Annotated in this window: 22 protein-coding genes, 1 pseudogene and 1 riboswitch; of the genes and pseudogenes, 16 read left to right on the forward strand and 7 right to left on the reverse strand. The window is 44.1% G+C overall.

The window, feature by feature from the left end; all coding sequences use genetic code 11:
- Positions 1 to 8: 8 nt before the first annotated feature.
- From GK047_RS01760 to GK047_RS01775, 4 genes are all read right to left on the reverse strand, one after another.
- A complete protein-coding gene (locus GK047_RS01760) occupies positions 9 to 761 on the reverse strand; it encodes an MBL fold metallo-hydrolase (protein ID WP_163940481.1) in 753 nt (250 codons plus the stop codon).
- A gap of 58 nt (positions 762 to 819) precedes the next feature.
- A complete protein-coding gene (locus GK047_RS01765; RefSeq protein WP_163940483.1) occupies positions 820 to 1,236 on the reverse strand; it encodes a MarR family winged helix-turn-helix transcriptional regulator in 417 nt (138 codons plus the stop codon).
- 248 nt (positions 1,237 to 1,484) lie between these two features.
- Positions 1,485 to 2,156 carry an SIMPL domain-containing protein gene (locus GK047_RS01770; protein WP_163940485.1) on the reverse strand — a complete coding sequence of 224 codons (672 nt, stop codon included), beginning with the start codon at positions 2,154 to 2,156 and terminating at the stop codon, positions 1,485 to 1,487.
- Between the two features lie 236 nt (positions 2,157 to 2,392).
- Positions 2,393 to 2,830, reverse strand: coding sequence for a small multi-drug export protein (locus GK047_RS01775; protein ID WP_163940487.1), 438 nt, complete (start codon positions 2,828 to 2,830; stop codon positions 2,393 to 2,395).
- Positions 2,831 to 3,057: 227 nt separating this feature from the next.
- Here GK047_RS01775 and GK047_RS01780 point away from each other — a divergent pair, with 227 nt between their 5' ends.
- From GK047_RS01780 to GK047_RS01825, 10 genes and pseudogenes are all read left to right on the forward strand, one after another.
- Complete coding sequence (locus GK047_RS01780; protein WP_240343735.1) at positions 3,058 to 4,347, forward strand: efflux RND transporter periplasmic adaptor subunit; 1,290 nt, start codon at positions 3,058 to 3,060, stop codon at positions 4,345 to 4,347.
- 17 nt (positions 4,348 to 4,364) lie between these two features.
- Positions 4,365 to 4,982: a TetR family transcriptional regulator gene (locus GK047_RS01785; protein WP_163940489.1), complete on the forward strand. Its 618-nt coding sequence runs from the start codon at positions 4,365 to 4,367 to the stop codon at positions 4,980 to 4,982.
- Positions 4,983 to 5,004: 22 nt separating this feature from the next.
- Complete coding sequence (locus GK047_RS01790) at positions 5,005 to 8,130, forward strand: efflux RND transporter permease subunit (RefSeq protein WP_163940491.1); 3,126 nt, start codon at positions 5,005 to 5,007, stop codon at positions 8,128 to 8,130.
- A gap of 106 nt (positions 8,131 to 8,236) precedes the next feature.
- Positions 8,237 to 8,340: riboswitch (purine riboswitch) on the forward strand.
- A 164-nt stretch (positions 8,341 to 8,504) separates the two neighbouring features.
- A complete protein-coding gene (locus GK047_RS01795; protein ID WP_163940493.1) occupies positions 8,505 to 9,101 on the forward strand; it encodes a xanthine phosphoribosyltransferase in 597 nt (198 codons plus the stop codon).
- 13 nt (positions 9,102 to 9,114) lie between these two features.
- Positions 9,115 to 10,401, forward strand: coding sequence for a nucleobase:cation symporter-2 family protein (locus GK047_RS01800; RefSeq protein WP_163940495.1), 1,287 nt, complete (start codon positions 9,115 to 9,117; stop codon positions 10,399 to 10,401).
- 63 nt (positions 10,402 to 10,464) lie between these two features.
- A complete protein-coding gene (locus tag GK047_RS01805) occupies positions 10,465 to 11,250 on the forward strand; it encodes a hypothetical protein (protein ID WP_163940497.1) in 786 nt (261 codons plus the stop codon).
- A 177-nt stretch (positions 11,251 to 11,427) separates the two neighbouring features.
- On the forward strand, positions 11,428 to 11,910 hold the full coding sequence (locus GK047_RS01810) for a CcdC protein domain-containing protein (protein ID WP_163940499.1): 483 nt from the start codon (positions 11,428 to 11,430) through the stop codon (positions 11,908 to 11,910).
- Between the two features lie 164 nt (positions 11,911 to 12,074).
- On the forward strand, positions 12,075 to 13,169 hold the full coding sequence (locus tag GK047_RS01815; RefSeq protein WP_163940501.1) for a glycosyltransferase family 2 protein: 1,095 nt from the start codon (positions 12,075 to 12,077) through the stop codon (positions 13,167 to 13,169).
- A complete protein-coding gene (locus GK047_RS01820) occupies positions 13,166 to 13,792 on the forward strand; it encodes a glycerol-3-phosphate acyltransferase (RefSeq protein ID WP_163940503.1) in 627 nt (208 codons plus the stop codon). Before GK047_RS01815 ends, GK047_RS01820 begins: the two co-directional genes overlap by 4 nt.
- Positions 13,793 to 13,837: 45 nt before the next feature.
- A pseudogene (locus tag GK047_RS01825) lies at positions 13,838 to 14,565 on the forward strand (NAD(P)H-dependent flavin oxidoreductase).
- Between the two features lie 69 nt (positions 14,566 to 14,634).
- Here GK047_RS01825 and GK047_RS01830 read toward each other — a convergent pair.
- From GK047_RS01830 to GK047_RS01840, 3 genes are read right to left on the reverse strand one after another with little or no spacing between them, the layout of a single operon-like run.
- Positions 14,635 to 15,612, reverse strand: a complete 978-nt coding sequence (locus GK047_RS01830; protein WP_163940505.1) for a metallophosphoesterase family protein — start codon at positions 15,610 to 15,612, stop codon at positions 14,635 to 14,637.
- Complete coding sequence (locus tag GK047_RS01835; RefSeq protein WP_163940507.1) at positions 15,609 to 17,246, reverse strand: DUF4091 domain-containing protein; 1,638 nt, start codon at positions 17,244 to 17,246, stop codon at positions 15,609 to 15,611. Before GK047_RS01835 ends, GK047_RS01830 begins: the two co-directional genes overlap by 4 nt.
- A complete protein-coding gene (locus GK047_RS01840; protein ID WP_163940509.1) occupies positions 17,247 to 17,867 on the reverse strand; it encodes an alkaline phosphatase family protein in 621 nt (206 codons plus the stop codon).
- Between the two features lie 404 nt (positions 17,868 to 18,271).
- Between GK047_RS01840 and GK047_RS01845 the strand changes: the two genes are divergently transcribed.
- The 6 genes from GK047_RS01845 to GK047_RS01870 all read left to right on the forward strand — a co-directional run bounded on the left by GK047_RS01845 (position 18,272) and on the right by GK047_RS01870 (position 26,594).
- A complete protein-coding gene (locus GK047_RS01845; protein WP_481855939.1) occupies positions 18,272 to 19,141 on the forward strand; it encodes an ABC transporter permease in 870 nt (289 codons plus the stop codon).
- Between the two features lie 16 nt (positions 19,142 to 19,157).
- Positions 19,158 to 20,048: a carbohydrate ABC transporter permease gene (locus GK047_RS01850; RefSeq protein ID WP_163940513.1), complete on the forward strand. Its 891-nt coding sequence runs from the start codon at positions 19,158 to 19,160 to the stop codon at positions 20,046 to 20,048.
- Positions 20,049 to 20,110: 62 nt separating this feature from the next.
- The gene (locus GK047_RS01855) at positions 20,111 to 21,628 is read left to right on the forward strand and encodes an ABC transporter substrate-binding protein (protein WP_163940515.1); all 1,518 of its coding nucleotides are present in this window, start codon (positions 20,111 to 20,113) and stop codon (positions 21,626 to 21,628) included.
- A gap of 121 nt (positions 21,629 to 21,749) precedes the next feature.
- The gene (locus GK047_RS01860) at positions 21,750 to 23,483 is read left to right on the forward strand and encodes a sensor histidine kinase (RefSeq protein WP_163940517.1); all 1,734 of its coding nucleotides are present in this window, start codon (positions 21,750 to 21,752) and stop codon (positions 23,481 to 23,483) included.
- Positions 23,484 to 23,514: 31 nt separating this feature from the next.
- Positions 23,515 to 25,116: a response regulator transcription factor gene (locus GK047_RS01865; RefSeq protein ID WP_163940519.1), complete on the forward strand. Its 1,602-nt coding sequence runs from the start codon at positions 23,515 to 23,517 to the stop codon at positions 25,114 to 25,116.
- Positions 25,117 to 25,343: 227 nt separating this feature from the next.
- Complete coding sequence (locus GK047_RS01870) at positions 25,344 to 26,594, forward strand: Gfo/Idh/MocA family protein (RefSeq protein WP_163940521.1); 1,251 nt, start codon at positions 25,344 to 25,346, stop codon at positions 26,592 to 26,594.
- Positions 26,595 to 26,610 lie beyond the last annotated feature (16 nt).

Genomic DNA, 26,610 nt, shown 5'->3' on the forward strand with positions numbered 1-26,610 from the left:
GCTATCCATCAAACAATGGTTTCAACTAAGATTTTGTCAATTTCCCCTTGGACGTCTCCTTGGAACAAACCTCCATGGTAGCAAATAACCGTCTCAATCTCATAAGCTTTCAGCCGTTCCAAGGACTGAACGGCCTGCTTCATGTCGGGCGTGTCTGCGGGCTTCGGCGCTTTCAGTCTGCCCTCCGCGGCTATCATCGCATCCCCGGCGATCAATGTTTTACTTTTTGGTAAATAGAAGCTTATATGGCCTAGCGTATGGCCTGGTGTCTCGATTACATAGATGCCGCCGCACAGAGGAATGATATCTCCACCAGCCACTAGCTTGTTAACTGGGGCTTTCGGGGGATTCATGCAAAGCGCCTCTGTTTTCTCGCGAGCCTCTGGAGGAAGCGACTGCAGGCGCTGCTGCAAGCTTGGTTGGCTCAAATCCATTTTCATTAAAGGTTTCAGACCCTCAATGTAGGGGCGCTCCAATTCATGCGCGTAAACCATGATTTTGGCCGCGTTCTGTTCAATGATCGCTGGTAAGCTTCCAATATGGTCGATGTCGTGATGCGTGAGAAGGATAGACTTTAATTTGCTAAGCGGCACTCCAGCATCTTCGATTGCCTTCATAATCTGGCGCTCCATTCCTGGCATTCCCGTATCCACAAGCACGGCGTCCTCCCCGTCCCAGATCAGTAGGGGGTAAAGTGACAACATATGTCCGAATGCCTGTACTTCCATTTTAAGCAACTTCACTTCGACTGTCATATTCATTGCTACTCCTCCTTGTAATTAATTAGCATGCTAAGTTTATGATCAACAGAACTTCCTGTTAAAAGTTCTGCAGTACACGGGTTAACAGCCGCATAAAGAACGCTATCTCATCCTGCGTAAGCCCTTCAAGCGCTTTCGCATTGACGGCATTCGCTTCTTTATCCAGTGCTTCAATCATTGCTTTACTTGAATTTGTTAAATATACGCGTTGTACTCTGCGGTCAGACGCATCGGGAACGCGCTTGATTAAGTCTTGTTTCAGCAGACGATTCAGAAGCCCAGTCACCGTTGCTCCTTCAATGGATAAGCGTTGTTGGATCTCTACCTGTGAGATGCCTTCCTTCTGCGATAAAAGGGTAAGCACAACCCATTGTGAGATCGTGACGCCATGACGCTTTAGCCTCACGTCCAAATCGTTACCCATGCGGTGGGAAAGCTGGCTTACGAGAAACCCAACACTTTCGGGTAGGTTCATCTATTACATCACCTCTATATACTTAGCATGCTAATAATATAACAACTATGTTTTTAATTAGCAAGCTAATTTTTGTGGAGATGTTTTTGTAAGGACCTAATAGTGATAGTGACTGAATATTAAAGAGGTGCATGCTAGTACTTTATTTACAAGTAATGGACTGCACCTCTTTTAGTTTATATGGTCAGTCTAAGACGATATTTCTACAAACAGTGGGCACTTTTAAAGTCCAAAACAAGGCTTCAAGTTCATCGCTCCGCAAACAAATACCAAACTCGAACCTTAGCTTGAATGGTCAACTGTCCCGTTTGAATGGGAGTGACTGCGCTCTTCAAAGATAGGGAGGCTGCGTAGGGCGTAGGTTCAGCTGCTCCGAAAACTTCTTGGACGCGACTTGGTACTGTCAAGAGGGTAACGCCCATCGCAGCGGCGATTGTCATCGCTTTTTGATATGCGTTTTGAATGGCATGTGACAATGCCGCATTCTTATGAAATTCTGGATGTGAAGTCGTAAACGAAATGCTTGTGATATGATTGGCACCCTGGGCAACGGCAGCGTCAACAATAATTCCCGTCTGTTCAACTACTTCATTGGTGATTTGAAGGAGATGGGTCACTTTATAACCGCGAAAAATTTGTTTGCCTTCTTGATAATCGTATTGGGTCTGGATGTCATAATCATAGGTCTGTATCTTCTCTCTGGGTATGTTTAGATGGAGTAGAGAATTAATGACGTTTGTTATGATTTTTGCGTTATCGCTTTGCGTGGAAGGTAAGACAGAACCTTCTGTAATGGCTCCTAGCACGATCACAGCCTGGTTAGGAGTTACAGTCGTTGCTCCCTCACCTAAGACTTCGATGGTGCCCGGGGATTTAGCTGGAGAAGTAGAAGGCATGGTGTAACCTGGATAGCGGTACATGGAAGCACTCCTTTCTTATGAAGCCTATAACCTAATGTATGGAAAATGAGCATCCAAAATTCCCATTTAGTTAGCTTATGCATGAGTCCATTAGCATTAAGGGGAGAGTAAGTCTTTACGTCGTTCCTGATTCTATGTGGTAAAATCGCGAGTTTTTTCCTGTAATAGTAGTTTTTGTAACAAAAAAACCGCCTTCGCAGGCGGAAAAATAATCGTTTATTTGCACATGTACAGGTCTACGAGCCGACGTTAAAAGCGCTCACGCCAAGTACGGCGGCAGTGGTCAAAACCGCACTCCAGAAGACGATTCCAATCGTCATCCATACAAACAACTTACGCGGGTTGGCGCCTAAAGAAATTCCAATAGCTGCCCCTAAGGGTGCTCCGGTAATGAGCGGTGATAAGAAGCCTAGTCCTGGGATGCCAAACTTGTCCCAGATGCGGGTCATGCGGCTGCCTCTTCCGCCACTCTTGCGTTGCAAGCGCTGGATCAACCAATTTCTTAATGAGGTACCGAAGAAGATGACGACTATCGCGCTCAGCATGGAACCAAGTCCGCTTAGTAAAGCTGTTACTATGGGATGCAGCTTTAGGGCAAATCCAAGCGGAATCGCCGCCCATAATTCCAATACGCCGGTGCCGATGACCGATGCCCATGCCAGCAGATTATTCATTCAAATCACCATTCATTGCTTTGCATTTGATTCTACTCAAGCTGTCTTCAATCCTTCCATGATGGCATATTTTATTGCTCAGGAAATACTATACGTTTTGGGCTGAAAAAAAGTAACAAGTAACTAAGGAAAAAGATCAGCATTCTGTTGGTTTCAAAAGGTGTGAACGGAACTTATGGTAACAAAGGAAAGAAAATATTGTCAATAGGCAAGGAGTTTGTTAAGATATGACTGATCAGTCAGTCATGCGAGTAATTGGGAGAGTGAAGAAGGAAATGAGTAAGATGAATAATAAAAAAAGCCTTTCAATCATGATGTTAACTCTTCTACTCGTTGCTTCCGGTTGTGGAGTAAAGCAGACAGAAGAAAAATCAGCCTCGTCTTCTCTTTCAGCCGCTAAGGTAGTGAGTGTGGGTACGGTTCAAAAAGTTAAATGGGATGAACATACCGAGCTAGCTGCCGATGTGATACCCTTTCTCGAATTGGACGTGGTAGTGAAAGCTAACGGAGATGTCGTCAACGTAAACAAAAGACGGGGAGACACCGTTAGCAAAGATGAAACGATTATGGAAATCGATAAGACCGATATATTAAGGGAAAAAGAGAAGGTCGATGCAGCGCTGCTATCAGCAACCGAACAGTATGACAAAGCAAAAAAAGATTTGGCAGATAGCAAGAAAGAAATTGAATTGTCGATCGCCAAAACTGATCTATCGGTATCAGATTTGGAACGGGATTATGCCAAGCTGCGGAACGACTATGATCAAGGTCTAGCCGAAAAGAATCAGATTAAACTGATGGAAACAAAGCTGAACCAAGTACGTTTGGATCTTGAATTATTACATAGCAAGAAAAATACCCTTGAAACGAGCAACCCACTCAGCCAAGCGGAGTATCAGCTTAAATCGGCACGAATTTCCCAAGAGAATTGGCAGCGGTCGTTGTCATATTACGATGTGAAGGCGCCAATAAGCGGGATACTAACGTATATGCCTGCTGAAGAAGGAATGACTTTACAAAGTGGGATGCAAATCGCGAAAGTGCAGCAGCAAAATTTGGTTAAGCTTAAGGCTAACCTAACAGAGTCCTACTGGCTGCTCGCCCAGGGTAAAAATGAGTTGGGCTTTACGAATCCAAGCACTGGAGAATCCTTTACGGGAAAAGTGATTTATGTGTCTTCCACAGCGGATTTGCAGACGAAAACGTTCGAATTGCAGCTTCAAGCGGATAATTCACAAGGCAAATTAAAACCCGGCACACGTGTAATGCTCCAATTCAATGAATCCTTGCCTAATGAATCCCTAACAATTCCGGCAGATGCGATTGTGAGTGACAATGGACAAACCTTTGTTTTTATTGTTAAAGGGGAGAAAGTGGAGAAGCGGGTAGTGAAAACGGGGAAATTGAAGGATAACAAGCAAGAAATCACCTCCGGTCTAGACGGAAGCGAAAAGCTTGTCACGCATGGTCAACTGAGATTACAGGATGGAGAACAAGTATCAATCGCACAACCCTAATTAATGAGGTGCTAACTGTGGTAAAGGATAATGAACAAACCAAACAAAAACTGCTTAACGCAGCCTTAGAGATTTTTACGGAAAAAGGCTATTATGAGACGAAAGTTTCTGACATTGTCAAAAAAGCTGGTGTCGCCCAAGGTACTTTCTATCTGTACTTTCAAACGAAAGAGAGTATTTTCACCTCAATAATCAAAAGTACGAATGAGGTGATGATCGATCAGGTTGAGCGTATTTTCACGGAGAAGGCTTCTCCATTGATGTCCAAAGAAGAGTTTATGCAGCGCTTGCACGAAACCGTCTATAGCTGTATGTCCGTATATCGTGATCATAAGGCAATTATGTATATGATGCGGGTACACGGCGCTTCGCAATTTGGGGAGGCGGAACAAGTCGTTGAAGCATGGAATGAATGCTTACTCGGTATTATTATTAAACTTTTTCACAAGTTTCAGCTATTCCCTAGCTATAATGAATTTCAATTTGAAATCGCGGCGCGTGCAATAGATGGGATGCTAAATGAAACTTGCATGCAATATTTAATTTTACGAGATTCGACCGATGAGCAAATCTCCCAAATATCCGGGGTTGTCACGGAAATGATCTATGATATGACACTTGGAAGAACCCAGTAAGCAGATGGAAGGAAGAGTATAAATGATCGCTAAGGCGCTGAAATATCGTAAAATCACTTTACTGTTTATGCTGATTGCGATAATCATCGGTATAACGAATTTTATCGGGCTTCAGCAGCGGGAAAATCCCGAGATTACAGCGACAGTAGCAAGTATTCGCACCCTCTATCCGGGGGCATCTCCCGATAAGGTCGAGCAATTCGTTACCAAGAAGCTCGAAGATAAAATCAATGAGATGGAAAACATCTTGAAGATCACTTCGACTTCGCAAGAAAGCGTGTCATCCATTGTCGTAGAGCTCGTGCCTGGAACAGACACGCAGCAATCGTGGGATACACTGCGTCAAAAGCTCCAATCTGCCGAAGGAGATTTACCAGACAACGCCGAGAAGCCTGTCATCAATACGAATATAACCGAAATATCAGAACAGATTCTGCACCTTGTTGTGGAGCGACCTGAGGAGTTCGAAGGGCTGCGTACTCTGACCGAGAACTGGAAAGAACAGCTCCGCACCGTATCAGGGGTTAGCAGTGTAGAGATTATAGGGCTGCCTGAGCAGCAAATCAAGGTGGAGTTGGACGCTGCTAAGCTGGAGAAATACAAGCTGCACTGGGGATTGATTTCCCAAGCTTTGCAAAACTCCCGGGAGCGCATTCCTATTGGCACCCTTGATCAAAATAACAAGCGGCTCTATCATCAATTAACTGGTGAGTGGGGCTCCGCAGAAGACGTGGCGAATACGATCATATTCCGGACGGAGACAGCAGGCTCTTCGCTGAAGTTGAAGGATGTCGCAGATGTACAGCTCTCTACCAAAAAGCTAGAGCAGAAAATCTTTTATAACGGTAAACCTGCTATCGACGTTGCTATTAAAGCGCAAAAAGGGGTCGATATTCCAGCGCTGCAAGAACGTATCGATGAAAAGATGGAGTCGCTTAAACCCCAGCTCCCTTCGCAGGTTCAGCTCATATCCGCTTTTAATCAAAAAGATAACGTACATAAGTTATTTTCCGATCTTGGCAAGGAATTGCTGATCGGAATTATTGCGGTAATTCTCGTATGTTCACTGGGCTTATCGTTGAGCACTTCGCTGCTCGTTTCAACGGCAATCCCTTTATCCATCCTGATCGGTTTAATTCCAATGAAGCTGTTTGGCGTGGATTTGAATCAAATTTCAATTGTGGCGCTTGTTATTGTACTCGGTATACTCGTTGACGATGCTATCGTGGTGAATGATAACATCGAACGCCGATTGCAGCTTGGAGACTCTCCGCATGCAGCCTCCTTAGGAGGAAGCCGTGAGGTCGGAATCTCGATATTGACGGCTACGATTGCCACAGCGTCGGCCTTCTTTCCCTTGTACTTTTTAAAAGGAAATATCGGTGATTTCATTCGCCCGATTCCGCTTGTCATTACGTGTACCTTAATTGTTTCCATGGTCATGTCATTGACTGTGGTACCCATTGTACGGCAATGGCAGCAGGAACGATTGCAAAAACGAAGCCGCAACCGCATCGTACAAGAAAAAAGCGCTCGTTACCCGGGTCTCCTCGGACGGCAATTTTATAGGCTAAGTCAGTTCTATGAAAAGCAGCTTCGTGGCATTATGAAAAGGCCATTACTAGCAGGTATTATCGCTATGGCGATTGGGACTTCCAGCTTTGGTTTACTGCCTTTGTTGGGTGTCCAATATTTCCCTCCGGCAGAACGAGAGCAAATGTTGGTTGACATCGAATTGCCAACGGGAAGTACCTTTGCAGATACCACGGATACGACAGCTGCAATTGGGGCTTGGATCCAAAAGCAAAATGGCGTGAAAAATGTATCTGCTTACGCAGGTCGTACGTCTCCGAAGTTTTATTATACGGAAGTGGATAAATTCGACAGCCGAGTCGGTCAAGTATTAGCAATCGTCGATCAGCGAAAGGTTACTACTTCAGAGCTCGTTTCTAATTGGCGTAAAGGGCTTACTGCCCTGTATCCTGGTGTCCAGATTACCCCGCGTGAGCTTGAAAATGGGCCACCAGTAGGGGCACCAATTGCAATTAGAATCAGCGGAACAGATTTGAACGAGCTGCGCGTTGTATCGAATCAAGTGCAGCAACTGCTTCATGACTTACCAGGTGCTGTTGATATTTCTGATGATATTGGGAAGGCGATTCCAACAGTCAAGATGGCGCTGGATAAAGATAAGGCCAACTACTTTGGCGTCACGGAAAAAGATTTATCCGCGACGTTACGTTTAGCGACGGATGGCATACACGCCTCCGATATGCAGCTCGCTAATCGGTTAATCGATATTAACTTGTATAGCGATGTAGCTTTAGGGAATGGAAATGGCAAACAAACGGTGGAAAATTTGCTGATTCCATCCCAGAATGGACATTTGTATGCCCTAAAAGAGTTCGTGTCTTTCCATGAGGCGGAAACAATGTCCAAAATTCAACGTTATAATCAGATGCGAACGATTACTGTTCGTTCCTATACAGATGGCGCGCTTGCGGCTGATGTGATGAAGCTCCTACAGCCGAAGCTGAATGCCTTGAAACTGCCAGATGGATATTCCATCAACATTGGCGGTGAGAACGAGGAGCGCGACAAATCTTTTGCTGCGATCGGTCAGCTGTCGCTAGTGGTCCTGATGCTCATTTACATCATTATCGCTATGCAATTCTATTCCTTAACGACACCAATCCTTATCTTATCCACGGTATATCTTGCTTTGGGTGGAGCTTTGATCGGTTTATACATTACGGGGGCACCAATCGGTTTCATGGCACTTATGGGGGTCGTAAGTCTTTCGGGAATGGTAGTAAGAAATGGGATTGTCATGGTTGAATTCGTTGAGCAGGCAAGGGAAGAGCGAGGATTGAATTTAAATGATGCTATTGTGGAAGCAGGTAAGGCACGACTGCGCCCGATTCTGCTAACGGCAGCTACAGCGGTTAGCGGATTAATGCCAATGGCGATTGCAGGCGGGAGCTTATGGCGCCCGATGGCGGTCTCCATCATAAGCGGTTTGATCTATTCAACCGTCTTAACCTTAGTTGTTGTGCCATCGCTCTATAAAATTTTGGCGTCATGGAAGATGCGTCGTTCGGCACATCATGGTCAACACGAAGTTGAGCAGCCTCCGATCGATTTGTAAGCATAATGAGCATGGTAAGGCAAATCCATGGTATAATTTATGTCGAATATTGTCGCATCAGCAAGATTTCCCCTTGAAACGATAGGATAGATCGTGTACGATATACAAAGTAAAAACTTCATAGACTCGTATAATTGTGGGGATACGGCCCACTAGTTTCTACCGGACGACCATTTTAATCGACCGACTATGAGTGAAAGTGCATCTAGGGTTCCGTTTTTTTCCAAGAGAGAAAGAAGGACTGGTCCAAGCGATGCAGGCACTTTTTTGTGTTACACCATAAGGGGAAAAAGCCCAGAAGGACAGCTTCACTTGAGAGATTGACTCAAGGAATCTGTCCTTTTTTTATTTGGAGAAGGAGCGATAAACGTAAAATGAAAGTACTTGAAGAACGCATACGGCAAGAGGGATTGATCCTGTCTGGTACGGTTTTGAAGGTAGATTCCTTCTTGAATCATCAGGTGGATACCGAGCTTGCGTTGGAGATAGGGCGGGAGTTTGGACGAATTTTTGACAATCATGGCATCACAAAAGTATTAACAATTGAGGCTAGCGGCATTCAGTTCGCGATGGCGACAGGGATTGCCCTGCATGTTCCTTTTATTTATGCAAAGAAGAAAAAAGCCGTTACGCTCACTGAGCGTGTATATGCGGCCTCTGTGCATTCGTTTACCCGTCAGGAAACTTATCAGGTTAGCATCTCGGCAAAATATCTTAACGCAAATGATAAAGTGCTGATTGTAGATGATTTTCTGGCGACAGGCGCGGCGCTTGTGGGACTAGTTGATATCGTCGGGCAATCGGGAGCCGAGCTTATGGGTGTCGGTTGCGTTATCGAAAAAAGCTTTCAAGAGGGACGCAGCCTGTTAGAAGAAAAAGGCGTGCGTGTCCATTCCTTGGCTCGCATTGCTTCCATGTCGCCGGGTGAGGTTCATTTTATAGACAACGATCGTATCGTTCATCACGCTTGAGGGAGAAGCCAAGATGTTAAGTAAACAGAAAGTATTCACGTTAGGCTTTCAACATGTGCTTGCCATGTATGCCGGAGCCGTCATCGTGCCTCTTATCGTTGGGGGAGCGCTTAAGTTAACAGGCGCTCAAATGGCGTATCTCATTGCAGCTGATTTATTTACCTGTGGAATCGCTACGATTTTACAAATAATGGGTACGAGGTTTTTTGGCAGCAGGCTGCCAGTTATTTTGGGCTGTACCTTTACGGCGGTAGGTCCGATCATTGCCATTGCTTCCACTTCGAATTTAGCGACAGCATATGGAGCTATTATTATTTCTGGCCTGTTTGTTGTCCTTGCAGCACCACTTTATGGGAAATTGCTGAAGTTCTTCCCTACGATTGTGACGGGGGCAGTGGTGACAATTATCGGACTTTCATTGATTCCAGTAGCCATGAACAATGCAGCCGGAGGTCAAGGTAGCGCTGATTTCGGTCAACCGAGAAATTTACTTCTGGCGCTTCTTACGCTGATTGTTATTTTAGTAATCAACCGTGTGGCAACAGGCTTCTTACGCTCCATTTCTGTGCTCGTCGGGTTAGTTGTCGGAACGTTAGCCGGGTACGCGATGGGCATCGTTCATTTCTCACCCGTATTGGACGCGTCATGGGTAAGCATTGCACAGCCATTCTATTTTGGAATCCCTCAAATTAGTATCACAGCAATCATCACGATGATTATTGTTAACATCGTTAGTATGGTTGAGTCAACAGGCGTTTATTTCGCAGTTGGAAAGGCGATTGAACAAAAGGTTGAGCAGAAACAGATTGTGAATGGTTTGCGCTCTGAAGGTATCGCGATTATGCTTGGCGGGATCTTCAATGCGTTTCCTTATACCGCTTTTTCACAAAATGTCGGATTGATCACATTAACGCGCGTTAAAACCCGAAATGTAATTTTCGCTGCTGGGAGCATTATGGTTGTTTTGGGCTTACTGCCTAAGCTTGCTGCATTAACCACAGTAATTCCGAATGCTGTGCTTGGCGGCGCGATGATTGTCATGTTCGGATCGGTTGCCGCATCGGGGATAGCCATTCTTTCGGAGGTTGACCTTCGTAAAGGAGATAATCTACTCATTGTGGCTTGCAGCATTGCTGTCGGTCTCGGTTCAGCTACCCTTCCGCAAATGTTTGATCAACTGCCGAATTTCGCCAAAATGCTGCTGCAAAACGGCATTGTTTCTGGGTCTTTGACTGCTATCGCGTTGAATTTACTCTTATCTAGGCCGGAAAGTGTTGCGTCTGAGACGAAATCCAAATGAAATAGTAGACTCATGGTTCAATTACCGTGGGTCTATATTTGTTGTAGAAAGGAAAGAATTCGCATGAAGTATAAATGGCTTATTATTTTTGGTGGTATTGGATCGGTAGTCATTGCTACAAGCTTTGCTTATGGAGCATGGATAAATAAGCATATGAATTTTAGCTCTGATGGCACATGGGGTGGATGGGAATCAAGTGGAGTATTTGGTGATTCGTTCGGGGCACTAAATACCGTATTTTCGGGATTGGCTTTTGTCGGTGTAATCACCACCATTTTTATGCAACAAAAGGCATTAAGGGATCAAGATTCTGTAAGTAGAATGCAGTTTAATCAAAATCGATATGAGTATTTGATGGGCCAAGTAAAGGCCTGGGTACGCCATAACCCTGATGTTTCCAAAAATCTTACTGAAATAGATAAATTCGTAGAAGCTCTGTCTTCCACCGGTAGTTCTACGTTTATAACTGATGCTGATTTCTTACTTGTAAAAGCTGAATTCAGCAGTAAAGTTAAAGAACCTTTGGATTTAAACCACTTCGCGTATATGTTTAAAACCGTATATCACTTCATTATGAAAGCATACGTACCTCAAAATCCTTTTTTACAAGATATTGAAGAAGAGAAAAGAGTCTATGTTAACATTTTAAAAAGTAAAGTTAGAAAGGATCATATCATTTTATTAGCTGTTTACGCGATTATTGAGCAAGATACTGTTTTACTACATATATTTAAAGATAATCATGCAAGCAAGGTTGATTTAGCTATAGCTGACTTTAAAATGGATGATCAAATCTTACATTCTTTACCTTTAATTATGAGATTACTAAAAGAAGAAGGAATTACTTAAAAAATAGATGGAAGTAGACCCATGGGCTAATAGCCGTGGGTCTCTTTTTTGTGTTAAATAGGTGAGCAAAGATTGAAAATGACATAAGTCACCGACGTATCATTACTTCTTTCACTACTTTCATCTCACCTAATTAGCGATAATTCATTTATAAACGTACGAAGGAGTGTTTAAAAAATGAATGCCACAGTATCTTTGGTAATCTCAATACTTATCTTTTTCTTAATCATGCGGGGACAATTGCGCGGGATGCAAAAGCCGCTTAAAAAGTCAGGAATTCCTTTGTTACTGCCGATTTTATACATCTCCACCTCCTTGTTTCAATTATTAGATCCAACGATGCATATACAGAGAGAGCAAGTCATCATTTCGCTTTTGTTAGGCTTGGTTATTTCCGTCCCGCTTATTTTAACAACGAATTTTGAAATTAGGGGAAATGGAGAACTGTTCATTAAACGCAGCAGAATCGTGTTTGTCCTTCTAATCGTCATCTTTGCCTTACGGTTCGTGTTTGTTGCGAATTATAAGCTTATCGATCCAAGTACGTTGGGATTTATGTGTAATTTAATCACTTTGAGTTATGTAACGGTTTGGCGGTTGGTTAGTTTTATGAAGTTTCGCAGTCTCATTCATCATAAATCCTTATCAACGAGAGCATAAGGGAGGATTGAACGACTTCGCTGGTCCTGCAAAAGTTAGTTATCAAATTCCAAAATAAAAGGAAAGAATGGTTCATATATACTATTACAGCCTGAGGAGCCCCAACTTGTGATGTCAGCACTTTCATCCAAGGTTTAACTGGAAGCGAAGGGGAGGTTCAGTAGATGGGGATTATCGGTTTATTTGTGGTCGGATGTTTGGCTGGATACATGCTATTTAGAAAAAATAAGGTGTTGGTCAGCGATGAACCTTGTCTGAACAAAGCGAGGTTGTCCGTCATTATTCCGGCAAGAAATGAACAACACAATTTACCCAATCTTCTCCATTCTCTTCAAGCACAAACGATTCAACCCTATGAGATCATCGTTGTGGATGATTGTTCGGACGATCAAACGAAGGAGATAGCGGAAAGCTATGGGGTCAAGGTCATTGCGAATCCGAGTCTTCCCCAGGGCTGGACAGGTAAGAACTGGGCGGTATGGAACGGCTATTTACAGGCTTCGGGTGAACTTCTTGCTTTTCTTGATGCGGATATAAGGTTGGCCCCACGCGCTTTGGAGTCGTTGATTAAGGCGAGGGATGGAGCGAGTGGAGTCATTTCCGTCGTTCCTTTCCATCATACTGAAAAGTGGTTTGAAAGACTTGCGCTCATTTTCAACTTTCTTGGCGTGTTTACGTTTATGTCGCCTTTTGAGAAGAAAAATCCTAAAAAAGGACTCTATGGCTCCTGTATCCTAACGACAAGGAAGGATTATGAAAAAATCACTGGCCACGAAAGCATCAAGTCTGAAGTGTTGGATGATTTGAGTCTAGGAGCGAAATATATGGAAGCCGGAATCCAAGTAACCAATTTCATCGGGTATGATTTGGTTTCCTTTCGGATGTACCCACAGGGCATCAAAAGTGAGATTCAAGGCTTCGGCAAAGGAGCTGTCCTAAGCACATCCACGTTGAACGTTTACACAATCATACTGATTGCGATTTGGGTTGCTGGGCTGATCGTTGCGGAAAGCGCCTTATTTTTTATCAACACATCGTGGTTTATCCCCTTAATCATTGGCTATCTCCTTTATACGCTTCAATGCCTGTACTTCGTTAAGTATATAGGCATTTTTGGTATCTTCATGCCGATTTTCCATATCCTTTCAACCTTGTTTTTTATTTTCGTCATGTTTTATTCCGTCTATCAGGTTGTTTTTTTGGGGCATGTTTCTTGGAAAGGCAGACACATCAAAGTAAGGGGCAGACGGGACCTATGATTATTCTGTGGACAGTTTGTGCCTTTGTATCGGGATCTTTGATGTTTTCTTATTGGCTTGGTCTTATCGCTCGTACTAATATTAAGAACGTTGGCGATGGAAATCCGGGAGCTTCGAATTTGTGGCGGGCTGCAGGCTATAAGTGGGGGATTGTCGGCATTCTCCTTGATTTTTTAAAAGGCTATCTGATCCTAATAGGGCTAAGTAGCAGTGTCAACGGTTACGAAATCGTTCCGCTTGCCATAGCTCCTATTATCGGTCATGTCTATTCACCTTTCCTTAAAGGTAAAGGGGGGAAGGCGATTGCAGTCACTTTTGGCGTATGGAGTGCGTTAACACAATTTGAAGTCGCGCTTGTGTATGCGCTGATTCTTGCGCTTTTACTAGGTCTCACGAAAGTCATCATCCCAAATAAGCCGACATCTACCGATGCGGACGGCCTTCAGGTCGTTGTAGGTATGCTGTTCGTAGTTATCTATTTGTGCATAAGGGATTTTCCGAATGAAATCCGTTGGGTTGGGTTTGGGAATTTTGTTGTACTCGGTTATACTCACAGAAACGAGTTTAATCAAATTCTAAGAAAAATTTTGCGAAAAGTGAACAGATCCGATAAGCAAGGATAGTCAACCCTATAAGCTTGCGGAAAACATTCCAAGAGGTGAAGAAGGATGAGCATACAACTTGAGACAGCTGTTTGTCGACTATTTAATATCCGCTATCCAATCTTTCTAGCATGGCGGGAGGTCCTTCAACAGCGAAATTGATGGCTGCTTACATGGAGCCTGCTGCAATCCGTGAAGCGATCCGAGAAATTCGATTGCTAACGAATGCTCCTTTTGCAGTTAATTTATTTGTTAGTGGACGAAAAGGTGCCGGTCATTAGCACGGCGTTCGGCGTTCTTCCAGAACCGTTCATGCGACTGGCCCACTCGGCTGGCCTCTAGTTGTGACGATGGTGACGACGGTTCGTGAGGCAATTGTGGCTGAGCAAGCAGGCTGCGATGCACTTGTTGCTCAAGGAAGCGAGGCGGGGGGCATCGGGGAACATTTGATGTATCAGCTCATCCCATGGGCGCCAATATTGGTACATTTGCATTAGTGCCGCAAAGTGCTGGCCATGTGAAGATTCCCGTCATCGCTGCAGGAGGCATTATGGATGGACGCGGGCTTGCTCAGGGGCACACCTCGCTTACAAGCAGGCACTGCTGGAAAGTACGGAAGAGAGCACCGTGTTAACGAAGGCGTTCTCAGGTCGACCTGCGAGAGGGCTGCTCAAAGTAACGCAGATTATATGTCCTTATGGGCAGGACAAGCTACAAGCTTGCTGACATCTGGACAAACGGCAGGAGAAATCGTTGAAGAGACAATCAAACAGGCGAATACGTTATTATCATAGATTTTGGGAAGCTTAGAACCGAGGGGCCGTAAGGGGCTCCTCGGTTTTTTTGCAAATTTTAGTCTGATCCTAGATGGCCTCCGTTGGCCTGAATGTTTTCGGTGTTCGTCCTTCGGGCAGATGCGCAGGCTGGTTCTTTAAGAGGGTTCCGTCTTCAAGATGAAGCCAAGAGTCGAAATCGCGTTGGCCTTCCGTTAGCTGAATTATTCTTGCCCCTGTCAAGAAGGGGCGATTCAGATAAGCATTGCGCGTGGTCCGGCCATAACACAACCGAATACCGTGCAAAGTTCCCCAGAAATCATTTCCGTGATCATGACCGACAAAGGTTCCCATGATGTCACCCATTTCCACCATAGCTGCGAAAAACCCCGTATTTATCCAAGGTGCAGAGCAATAGGAGTCTTGCTTTTGTCCATAGCACACGCTCATATCCCAAATCTCATTATACTCTGGTAATGGAATATGAAAGAAGGCTAGCGAGGGCAACGGTTGTCCTCCATTTTCTGTTGTTAAACGGTACGATTGTTCCACGTACCAATTGATTTGGCTTCTCCGAATCCAGTCGTAGAAGCCCAACCTCAGGTATTCAAGCGGGGAATAGCTGCCTGAATCCAGAAAATAAAGCGCTGCGGCAGGATCATTGTACCGATCATGAATCGTCAGAACGTAATTACCAACTCCGCTGACTTGCGGAGGATCAGGTTTGGCATAACAAAACGGATGTGCCAGTTGTAAGGCATGCAGCTGCTCCCGGGTCAGGTTCGCCGCTTCGGAGTCATGATTGCCGAAGACGACTGCCCACGGAATTTGCATCTGGTCAGGAACGGATACGGCATTGCGAAAAGCTTGCACGGCATCTGAACTGCTGCCGCTAGCGATAACGTCTCCCGTGTAGACGACGAGGTCTGGCTTTTCCGACTCCAAGATACGCTGCATCATGGCTTTCATTTTGATTTCATCTGCATCTTCACTGTGACAGAACTCTGCGTCAGCGAATTGGACGATCTTAAATGTGGCATCCTCACGAAATTTTAGCTGCTTTTTCATAATTCCCTTACCTCCAAGGAGGAATCCTTATAGCCATATCGCGATAAACTTTCCAAAAGGCGACGGTGTGCTTGATGAAAAGTTGTTATATCGACGTTCACCTCTGTAAAGCTTTTCATACAGGAATTGAGGATTTCATCTGCCAATGGTTGGTTATGTGTCGCAAGCAGTTGGAACAGTTCATAATCTTCGACGCCGGCTCTCATAGCTTCTAAGCGCATGCTAAGCATGGGCCCGTCAGAGCCTGGATACACAATATGGGTATCGCCTGAGGGAACTCGTTTGGCATGTACGCCTGGCGCGAGATACGGACAAGTTAATTCAAATGGGTTTTGATTGTCCAAATACTGATTGAATCCCCAGTGCAGGTATCCCTTCAAGCCATACTTATAATTGCCCCAGTGCAAATAACGCGTTTTTAATAATGAAACATCCAGGAAGCGATTTAAATAGTGTCCCCCAGGATTCCAACAGGTGTAGAACCATACCGTTTCCCCAAGCTGGGCAAGACGTTCAAAATGTTCTCGGTGCTGGTCATACCCTTCATTCGTAGGGACCCAGATGTCGATCGATCCTTCAATTTCGGGATAAATCATTGCTTCAATGAGCGGGATGCCCGGCATGAACTTACGAACGATGCTGGATAAGACGCGGAAATCAGTGGCAGACTCCAGAATCGGTTCGTCGGCTACGTGCTGAATCGTTAACTCCAACCAATCGTTTTGCTGCAAAAATGCGTACCATGCCGGAAGAAATTGGGACAAGAAGGCGTACCCTTCAGATTTCGTAGCTTGGATATCTTGCTTATAGGAAAGAACAAAATAGGGAGCATCCCACTCTGTGCGTCCGGCAATATGCCCCGCCTCGATCCATCTAAACCCAAGCCCAAGGAAAAGCTCAATGTATCTTTTCACACGGGAGAATTCAAAAAGATACTGACCGTCCTCCTCTTGAATAGTTATGAGCTCTAAGCCAACTAAGAAATGTGTCTGTCTCGTCCGGCGCATGGCCTCGCCATATTGACGAAGCATCGTCCAGTGCTCTTCAGACCATTCTTCTAATCCGTGATATTGAGCGACATTCTTATTGGACAGCCAATTGGTCGTTTCTAACGTTTCCTGCTGCGGAAGCGTTGCAGGGAAAACTTCTAATGAGACAGCAATGCTCGTAAGCTCTTCGCCAACTTTCACGATGAAATCTCCTTGGTAGATTCCAGGATCCATTGAAGTGGGGATGTTCCAACATACATAGATCGCTTCTGTATGTGAATGCGCTAGGAATTCATGCCCCACGGATTGCAAGGCATCATAGACACGAAATGGAGCAGGTCGAGTGACATACTCCGCGGGCGTTCCTATAGGAATTGTTGAATATTTAGGTCCTGTATTTTCGTTTACGAGTACATCAATCATTTGGTAGATTTCAATCTGAATCCAATTATTCTCAGAAGGAGAGGCCTGATTGGAGCGGTACTCCCATTGAATAGAAGCTCCATCAGGTAACGATTGGAGCAAGAGTTGGCAGCTTGCACGAGATCCGCGAGCGGCTGAGATCGAGATGCTGCGCATGCCTGAATCGGTTATTTCGCTATCGGGATAAAGCCACTCACACGCATGAAAAACTTGATAGTTCATTTACTCAACACCTTTCTTCATGGTTACCTCAAACAGAGAGTCGGGTAATTTCGCATCCCAAACGGCTGGTGCCTGCAATCCTAATGCATAAGCGACAATAGCAGCTGTATCGACAAGGGACAATTGTTTGATTTCAGTACCAGCCGCAATGGATGAACCGACACAACTCCAAAATACTTGTTTATCCATCGGATGATCGCTGCCGTGACTGTACTTATCTGCTCCCCCACCGCCATGATCGGTCAAGAGAATGACAAGGCTGTCGGCAAGAAGACCTAATTTCTCTATCGATTCAAGTACTCGACCAAATAGATGATCGCATGTCGTAATCGCTTTCAAGTACTCGGGAGAATCAGGACCATAGCCATGCGTATGTCCAGATCCATCTGGCTCATCCAACTGCATGAACAATAGTTTGACATCCTGATTATCCGTTAGATACTTTTCAATCGAAGCTACAAGCTGTTGATCGGGGAGTGATTCTTTATGGATATTCAAGCCGTCCTCAACAATGCCATGGTTAATCGGCGACCAGCTCGTAAATGAGGCTAATTTAGCTGTTGGCCAAGCTTCTCTTGCCAAACGGAATAAGGAAGGATATGGGGAGTCAGCTGGATACACCTCTTTTGCTGCGGTTTCATTATTTAATAAATGTTTATTCGGCAGTACGCCATGTAGGACAGAACCCCAACATTGGGCGCTAATCGTAGGCGATACTGCGAAATACGTTATCTCGTCAATCAGTTTGTCATTTTGTTTTTAGCATAAAGAGTCCCATTTCCACTGTCAATAACGCTAGCGCCCATTCGGACAACAAGTCACGATCGTTGCAGTAGGAAGTCATGATCCTAGTGGTTGCCAGGTTATAGGCTGTATTATAATCATGTTGTAAGCGATTGCAAGTCAGGAAGGGTGGGCTCATGAAAGCATCAGGGACGGTTTCAAGGCAAACAGGTTATGCGACTACAATACGTAAAAAGCATGTATTTCTCAGAAAGCTGAATAAGTTCAAGTGGCTGCTGCTAATGACGCTGCCCGGGGTACTGTATTTGTTCATCAACAATTATATTCCGATGTACGGACTGATCCTTGCCTTTAAAAATTTTAATTTTGCTAAAGGTATGTGGGGCAGTGATTGGGTAGGGATGAATAACTTTAAATTTCTATTTAACTCGCCAGACGCTTATATCATTACACGGAACACGATTCTGTATAATGTGGCATTTATCTTTCTTAACCTGGTGCTGGCATTGCTTGCGGCGCTCCTTATCAATGAAATCAAAGACAAAGTCATTTCGCGTTTCTACCAAAGCACCTTCTTGCTGCCGCACATTATTTCGATGGTCATCGTTGCCTATCTCGTGTACAGTTTCTTAAATATGGAAAGTGGGCTGATCAATCGGTTGATGGAGAAATGGTTTCATAAGGATCCCATTTCCTGGTATAGCGAAGCAGGTTACTGGCCTTACATTCTTGTTATTGTGAATGCTTGGAAGAACGTTGGCTATTTATCGATTATTTATTTCGCAGCGATTATCGGTATTGATAAAGAATATTATGAAGCTGCCAGAATTGATGGCGCTAACAAGTGGCGGCAGATGACTCGGATCACTTTACCGTTAATTGCTCCTATCATCACGACCATGACCTTATTATCGGTTAGCAGCATTCTTCGCTCAGATTTTGGCTTATTCTATCAGGTGCCTATGAATACTGGCGCGCTCATCTCGACCACGAATACGATCGATACCTTCGTATACAGGGCGATGGGACAACTGGGGGATATCGGGATGTCGTCTGCGGCTGGATTGTATCAATCGTTCGTATGTCTAATCCTCATCCTTGCTGCAAATTATGCTGTACGTTTTATAAATAAACAAGATGCCTTATTCTAAGAAAGGGGCGAGCTTGATGGTCATCAAGAACAAAATAGGTCAATGGGGCATCCATATTTTCTTCTGGTTATTTACAATTGGATCATTACTACCTTTTGTTCTTATTTTTATGGTGTCGATATCCGATGAAACTTCGATTGAATTGAATGGTTATTCGTTATTTCCCAGTAAAATCAGCTTTGCGGCCTATCAGTTTTTATTTTTTGATTTCACTGAAATCGCTAGAGCTTATGGGGTTACTATCCTATGCACAATTCTTGGAACATTGTTAAGCTTATTCATCACAACGCTTTTGGCGTATCCGCTATCTCGGATGGAGCTGCCATTCCGGCGCAGCCTCAGTTTTTTCATCTTTTTTACGATGGTATTTAGCGGAGGCATGGTACCTTGGTACATGACGTTCGTAACGCTCTTTGCTATGAAAAATACGCTGTTAGCCATGATTATTCCAGGTATGCTGTTAAGCGCATTCAATGTGTTGTTGATGCGAAGCTTCTTTTCCAATTCGATTCCTGAATCGGTTATTGAATCGGCAACGATGGACGGGGCAAGCGAATTTCATATTTTTTATAAAATAATTGTTCCGCTTTCCTTGCCCATCATGGCCACAATCGGATTGTTTACAACGTTAGCTTACTGGAACGACTGGTATAACTGCATGCTGTTTATCGACAAACCGACGCTTTATAACATTCAATATTTAATGACGAAAACCCTTACCAATATTCAATACCTCATTATGAAATCAAACACCTCTGCCCAAGCGGGAGAGCTGCTGGCCAAGATGCCAAGAGAAACCGTTCGGATGGCGCTGGCCATTATCGGTATCGGTCCCTTGCTGCTGGCCTACCCTTTCTTCCAAAAATATTACATCAGCGGGATTACCAGCGGTGCGGTCAAAGGCTAACGAAGTTAATTATGCTTCGCTTACATACATAGCCATACACATTGAGAGGGGACTTACTATCCATGGAAAAAGCTTTGAAGATTGTTATGGCTACGATGGTTTGCAGTGTCGTTACTTTATCAGGTTGCAGCAGTTCTGTAAAAGAGGGGGCTTCCGCAACAAACCAGCCGACGTCCTCATCCGCAATAACAAATTCCGGCTCTACGTTGTCTCCTTACAAAATTACACTTGTTTATCCAGGCTCCGCACCCAAGGACTTAGCTCTTGTTCAAGCTGAAATGAGCAAATACTTGACGGAGAAAATCAATGCGACGATTGAGCTGAAGCCGATCGAGTGGGGGTCATGGGATGATAAGACGAATTTGATGAAAATATCCAATGAACCGTTCGACCTGATGTTTACAGCGAGCTGGTACTACTATCCGCGTGATGCAGCGAAAGGGCAGTATCTAGAGCTGGATGACCTCATGTCCAAGTACGGAAAAGAGATTCCGGGTATTCTTGGCCCTGATTTTATCAAAGGTTCTCGGATTGGCGGTAAATTGATGGCCCTTCCTACGAATAAAGAATTTGGCCAGGGTTTTGGATTTCTATTAAATAAAAATTTAGTGGATAAGTATAAGTTTGATACGAACGGGATCAAATCCATGGACGAGCTCGAAGCGATGTTTAAGACAATCAAAGATAAAGAACCGGGAGTTACGCCTATTATTAGCAGTAAATTTTCGAAAATTTGGCAAGCAGCTAACTATGATGGAATCGTAGCAGGTCTGTCCGTACCTCGCGGTAGTAAAGAAATCAAACTCGTAGATACGTTAGAAGACCCGACGATCATCGATTTTTATAAACGAATGAACCAATGGTACAAGAGCGGTTGGTTTGATAAAGATGTCCTGACATCCGATATCGATCAAGCGATGAACATGATCAAAGCAGGCAAGGGCTTTGCAGTGGCCTCCTCCTTGAAACCAGGCAAAGATAAAGAGATGAGCCTAACCTCGGGAACCGAAGTTGTCCAAATCGAAACGGCCAAGCCGTTCACGACAACAGGCGATGCGCAAGGAGCGATGCTGGGAATTTCACGCACATCCAAAGACCCGGCAAGAACAATGATGTTTCTGAACCTGTTATATACAGATGCCAAATTGTTAAATTTGCTGGATTGGGGCATGGAAGGCAAGCATTATGTGAAGAAATCGGACTCCATCATTGATTACCCGCCGGGAATGAAGGCGGATACGCAAACTTATCCGAACCCAGGCGGCTGGATGTTCGGTAACCAATTCAATTCCTATTTATTCGCTAACGAAGACGCGAACAAATGGAAGCTTTTCAAAGAATTTAACGATCGCTCGGAGCGCTCGATTCTTCTTGGTTTCTCTTTCAATCAAGAGCCTGTGAAATCCGAATTAGCCTCGATAGCGAACGTGGAAACCGAATTTAAATCTCTTTACACCGGAGCCGTGGATGCGGAGAAGACGATGGCTAAATGGAAAGAGAAGCGGGCAGCGGCTGGCTTCGACCGGGTGAAAGCTGAGGTGGAAAAACAATTGAAAGAGTGGGCAGCTTCACAAAAATAATGTAATCTCCCTCATAGGGAATCTTGTACCTTTATAGAATATATATAAAGGGAAGGGTTCCCTATTTTGTACGTTATCTTTATACTTTAAGTATCATCTATCGATAGGAGTTCGTGTACAGATGAGACGTTCTCTTCGCTATAAACTAATTATCGGGTTCATGACCATCGCCATCCCGTTGGTCATTTTGCTTATGTATAACAACTTATACGCTTCCAGCACGGTGAGAGAACAAGTTGCTGAATCGAACAAAAACGCGATTATCTTATATTCGAATCAAATTCAGGCGGAGCTTAATCGAGAAACGAATTTTTTATACAATTTAGCTTACGAGGATCCGAATATTGCCTTACTTTCACGAACTATTGATGATCCAACTGAGTATATTTTGACCAAGGGGCGCATCATCAACGAATTGAACCGTTATCATCGCTTTGACAGCAGTGTTGATTTTCAGTTTATTTATTCGCTTAAAAATCATGATTTGTTTAATACGTTGATTAAAACCAAATCTTATGATGAACTGATTACGATTCAATCTACGATTGAACAGCTACTGAATGATATCAAGCCAGATAGCGCTTATTTTCAAATGTGGAAGACGATTAAATATGGGGATGAATACGCTCTAGTCCGTTTGGTCGATACGGGGGAAGGCTATTATTTGGGTGCTTCCGTTCGAATGAGCAACCTGATGATTCCACTGGATTTGATTCAATTGGGCCAAGAGGGTTATGCCTCCTTTCTCTCGCAGGAAGGAAACATCATCGCCAACAGAGAGATGATGAACCAATTTTCATTGGGATCCTCATTCAGCTTTCAACCACGAGATTCGTACCAGCAAATTAAGCTTCAAGAGAAAAAATATATCGTAGTGACGAATCCGATTAAAGGGACGGACACTTTGTTAAGCGCTTTCATTCCGGAGCGAAAAATGCTTCAGAAATTGACCTATTTTCAAGGCATTATTTTCATCATTCCCGTACTGGCCGCTATCGTGCTTTGCTTTTATTTATTTTACTTGAATAACATGATCCTAAGACCGCTGAACAACTTAATTCAAGGGATGCGGAAAATTAAACAAGGAGACTGGAAATTTCGTCTGCATCCGTCCAAATCTAGAGAATTTACGATCATTAACGAAGCGTTTAACGATATGGCTCTGCAAATCCACGAGCTTAAGATTAATGTGTATGAAGAACAAATCAAAGCGCATAAAGCGGAAGTAAAGCATTTGCAGCTGCAAATTAATCCCCATTTTTTATTGAATTCAATGAATATCGTTTATAATCTCGCTCAGATTAAGAAATACGACATCATTCAATTGATGTGCCTCAATCTGATGAAATATTTCCGGTTTACGACGCAAACTCATCGTAATGTCGTAACGATTGCTGAGGAAATGGAGCATATGGAAAGTTATATTAACATTCAGCAGCTTCGCTTTCCAGAGCGGATCACGTACACGTTCGATATTGAGAAGGAACTGGAACAGGTGTGTATTCCCCCACTGCTGATTCAGCCTTTTATCGAAAATTGTATGAAATATGGCTTTGATTTTATGGAGCATCCTTTTCAGATAAGCATTCGCATCCTAACCGTCCCAGACTCGCCTCTGATGAAAATTGTAATTTCCGATAATGGAGCCGGATTTTCAGAAGAAGTGTTGACAGAACTGCATAATGGACTTTATTTTGCCACGCAAAATGGCGATCATTTAGGCATATGGAATGTGTATCATCGATTAAAGTTTATTTTTGGGCAAGAGTCCAATTTACTCTTCAATAATGTGCCAGATTCCGGCGCAAACGTTACGATTCTGATGCCAATTCGAACCCTTGAGCAATTCAATTAAATCATACGAGTCGTAGGAAAGGCGGATATCGATGAACAGGAAAGCACTCATTGTGGACGATGAAATCTATGCTGTCATGGGAATTAAGAGTGGGCTGAACTGGAAGGATCTCCAGATTTCTGACGTGTACGAAGCATATAATATGCGCGAGGCGATTAAGATTTTTGAACGGACAAGCATTGATATTCTTATATGTGACATTGAGATGCCTAGAGGAACGGGGATCGAATTGCTGGAGTGGGTGAATGAGCATTCACCGGAGACAGAGACGATATTTCTTACGGCGCACGCTGATTTTGGTTTTGTTCAAAGAGCAGTTCAGTTAGACAGTTTTGACTACATGCTGAAGCCCATCGCATTTGATGTCCTGCAATCGACCGTAGCGAAAGCGCTGCAGTCCATTCAACAAGAACAAGAGCTGTACCAGCTTCGGGAACAATATAAACCGTATTATGAGCTTTGGATAAAGAAAAAAACGCTTATCGCCGATAAGTTCTGGAGTGATCTGTTCACGAAAAGGATGCTAGCAACGCCGGAGAATGTGGACAGCTTAATTGAAGAGTATGAACTTCCTGTAACGCCTCAAGTGCGGATTCTGCCTATTGTTATTAGTGTGGAAGCATGGCTTCAAGAATTCAGCAGTCATGATGAAGAGATGTTAGAGTATGCGCTGAGAAAAGCAGCCGCTGAGCTGCTGCTGACTGGCGCTAAGGGAGAGGTCATTCAAACCAAATCGGGTGTCAATGTCGTAGTGCTGTTTATGGAGCAGGACGAGAGAGAGCCAGAAGAGCTTATTCATCAAAGGTGCGCAGCTTATATTGCGTATTGCAAACAATCGCTTAGCTGCACGATCTCTTGTTACATCGGTGAAGCCTCAGCTTTGTATGAAGTTCGTGGGACATACAATCAGCTGTTAGAGATGGAATATAACAATTTACAGAAATCAAATCAAGTTTATTGGTACAAAAATTACAATAGCAGCCTAGTTATCCCCAAGCTGCCAGAGTTTTCTGCGTGGACGATTCTTATTGAGCAAGGCAAAAGGGCAGAGATGGAGAAGGAAATCAAGCGATATTTCGCAGAGCTGGCGGCAGATCATCGACTAGGCGCGAATGCACTGCATGCTTTTTATCAAGGATTTTTACAAATGATTCATTATATTTTGCACAAAAACGGGCTGTCTGCCCACGAGTTATTGCAGGAGAACGGGGAGATGCCGAAGGGAACCTTCCCCCGTTCGCTTGAGCAGTTACAAGTTTGGGCCTTTCAAGTCATTGCGATTATAACCCGCTATTTGCACGATAATGATTCTGTCATTCAAAGGCTTCAATGTTATATAGCTGATCATTTGAATGAACCGGTTACTAGAGAGCAGCTTGCGGCTTATGTACATTTAAATCCGGCCTACTTATCCCGTCTTTTTAAAAGAGAGGCTGGCGTATCCATTACGGATTATATTTTGCATGAACGCATGAAACTAGCAAAAGAGCTTATTCGCAATTCGACGATTCCGATTTCAGACATTGCCAAATCGCTCGGTTATAGCAATTTCTCGTACTTTTCCAAAATGTTCAAAAAAGTGTGTACGAAGACGCCCCAGCATTATCGGCGGGAAGTGGAAGCTCCCTCATAGAAGGATTGAGCAACAAGTCACCATCGTCTTAATAGGAAGTCATGATCCTAGTGGTTGGCAGGTTTTAGCTCGTATTAAAATAGGAGTTGAAAGCCAATACCGATTCATGGGAGAAACAAGTTTCTAGACTCGTAATCAAGTATCAGCCAAAAGATAGATCATTCAAGCGAAGATCACGTTTGATCCGATTCAAGGATGCATATCGTGGTTGCAGGAAGGCGAGGAAAATGAGAAAACAGAGAATAGCCATCATTGGGGCAGGCCTTCGTGGTGATATTTATGCCAATTATGCCTTGAAACATCCACACGAGGTGCAGGTTGTCGCAGTTGCTGAGCCTAATCCAAGCAGAAGAGCCAGCTTTCAAAAGCGGCATCACATTGAAGACGCTCATTGTCATTCCGATTGGAGGAGTCTACTGGACGTTCCCAAATTGGCAGATGCTGTTGTTATCTGCACACAGGATCAAATGCATCTCGAACCTGCGATGAGAGCCCTGGAAAAAGATTATCACGTACTGCTTGAAAAACCAATGTCCACGACTGCGGAGGCATGCATCTTACTGGGTGAGCAAGCCGATAAATGGAATAAAGTATTTTCCATCTGCCATGTTCTTCGTTATACGCCTTTTTTTTCGCTGCTCAAAAGCATGTTGGATAGGGGCAAAATCGGTAGACTCATCTCGATCCAGCATAATGAAAATGTGGGCTACTGGCATCAAGCACACAGCTTTGTGAGAGGAAATTGGAGGAACACGAAGGAATCCAGTCCCATGATACTGGCCAAATCATGCCATGATCTGGATATTCTGCTCTGGCTTGCAGGTGCAGACTGCGTCAATATTGCCTCCTTTGGAGCACTGACGCATTTCAAAGCCGAGAATGCCCCTGCAGGTGCACCCCTTCGTTGTTTAGACGGATGTCCGGTAAGCGATGAATGTCCGTATTACGCACCGAGGCAATATTTAACTGCGAATACCGAGTGGCCGACCGCAGCGATTTGTGAAGATATGAGCTATGAAGCGCGCTACAAAGCTCTTCAAGAAGGGCCTTATGGCCGATGTGTATACCATTGCGATAATGATGTTGTCGATCATCAAGTAGTGAATATGGAATTCGCCAATGAGGTGACGGCGGCCTTTACGATGACGGGTTTTACAAATGATTGCAGCCGTACGTTGAAGCTCATGGGAACCAAAGGTGAGATTCGCGCTTCGATGGAGAAGAATGAAATCGAGATCACGTACTTCGGTTCAGGGATGCAGGAGCTCATTCGGTTAGGGACAGCGCAAGGACATGTGGGCCACGGCGGAGGCGATGATGGGTTAATGCGCGATTTCGTTAAGCTGATCGCGCAAGATACAGCGCATACTGGGAAAACGGCAGCAAGTCATGCGGTGCAAAGTCATTTGATGGCCTTTGCAGCGGAACAATCAAGGCTTGAACGTAGAGTTATCCATCTGCCAGTATTTATGACTTAATCATTGTTTTACTAGG

This window comes from Paenibacillus sp. SYP-B3998, from assembly GCF_010820665.1.
In the GTDB taxonomy this organism is placed as follows: Bacteria; Bacillota; Bacilli; order Paenibacillales; family NBRC-103111; genus Paenibacillus_E.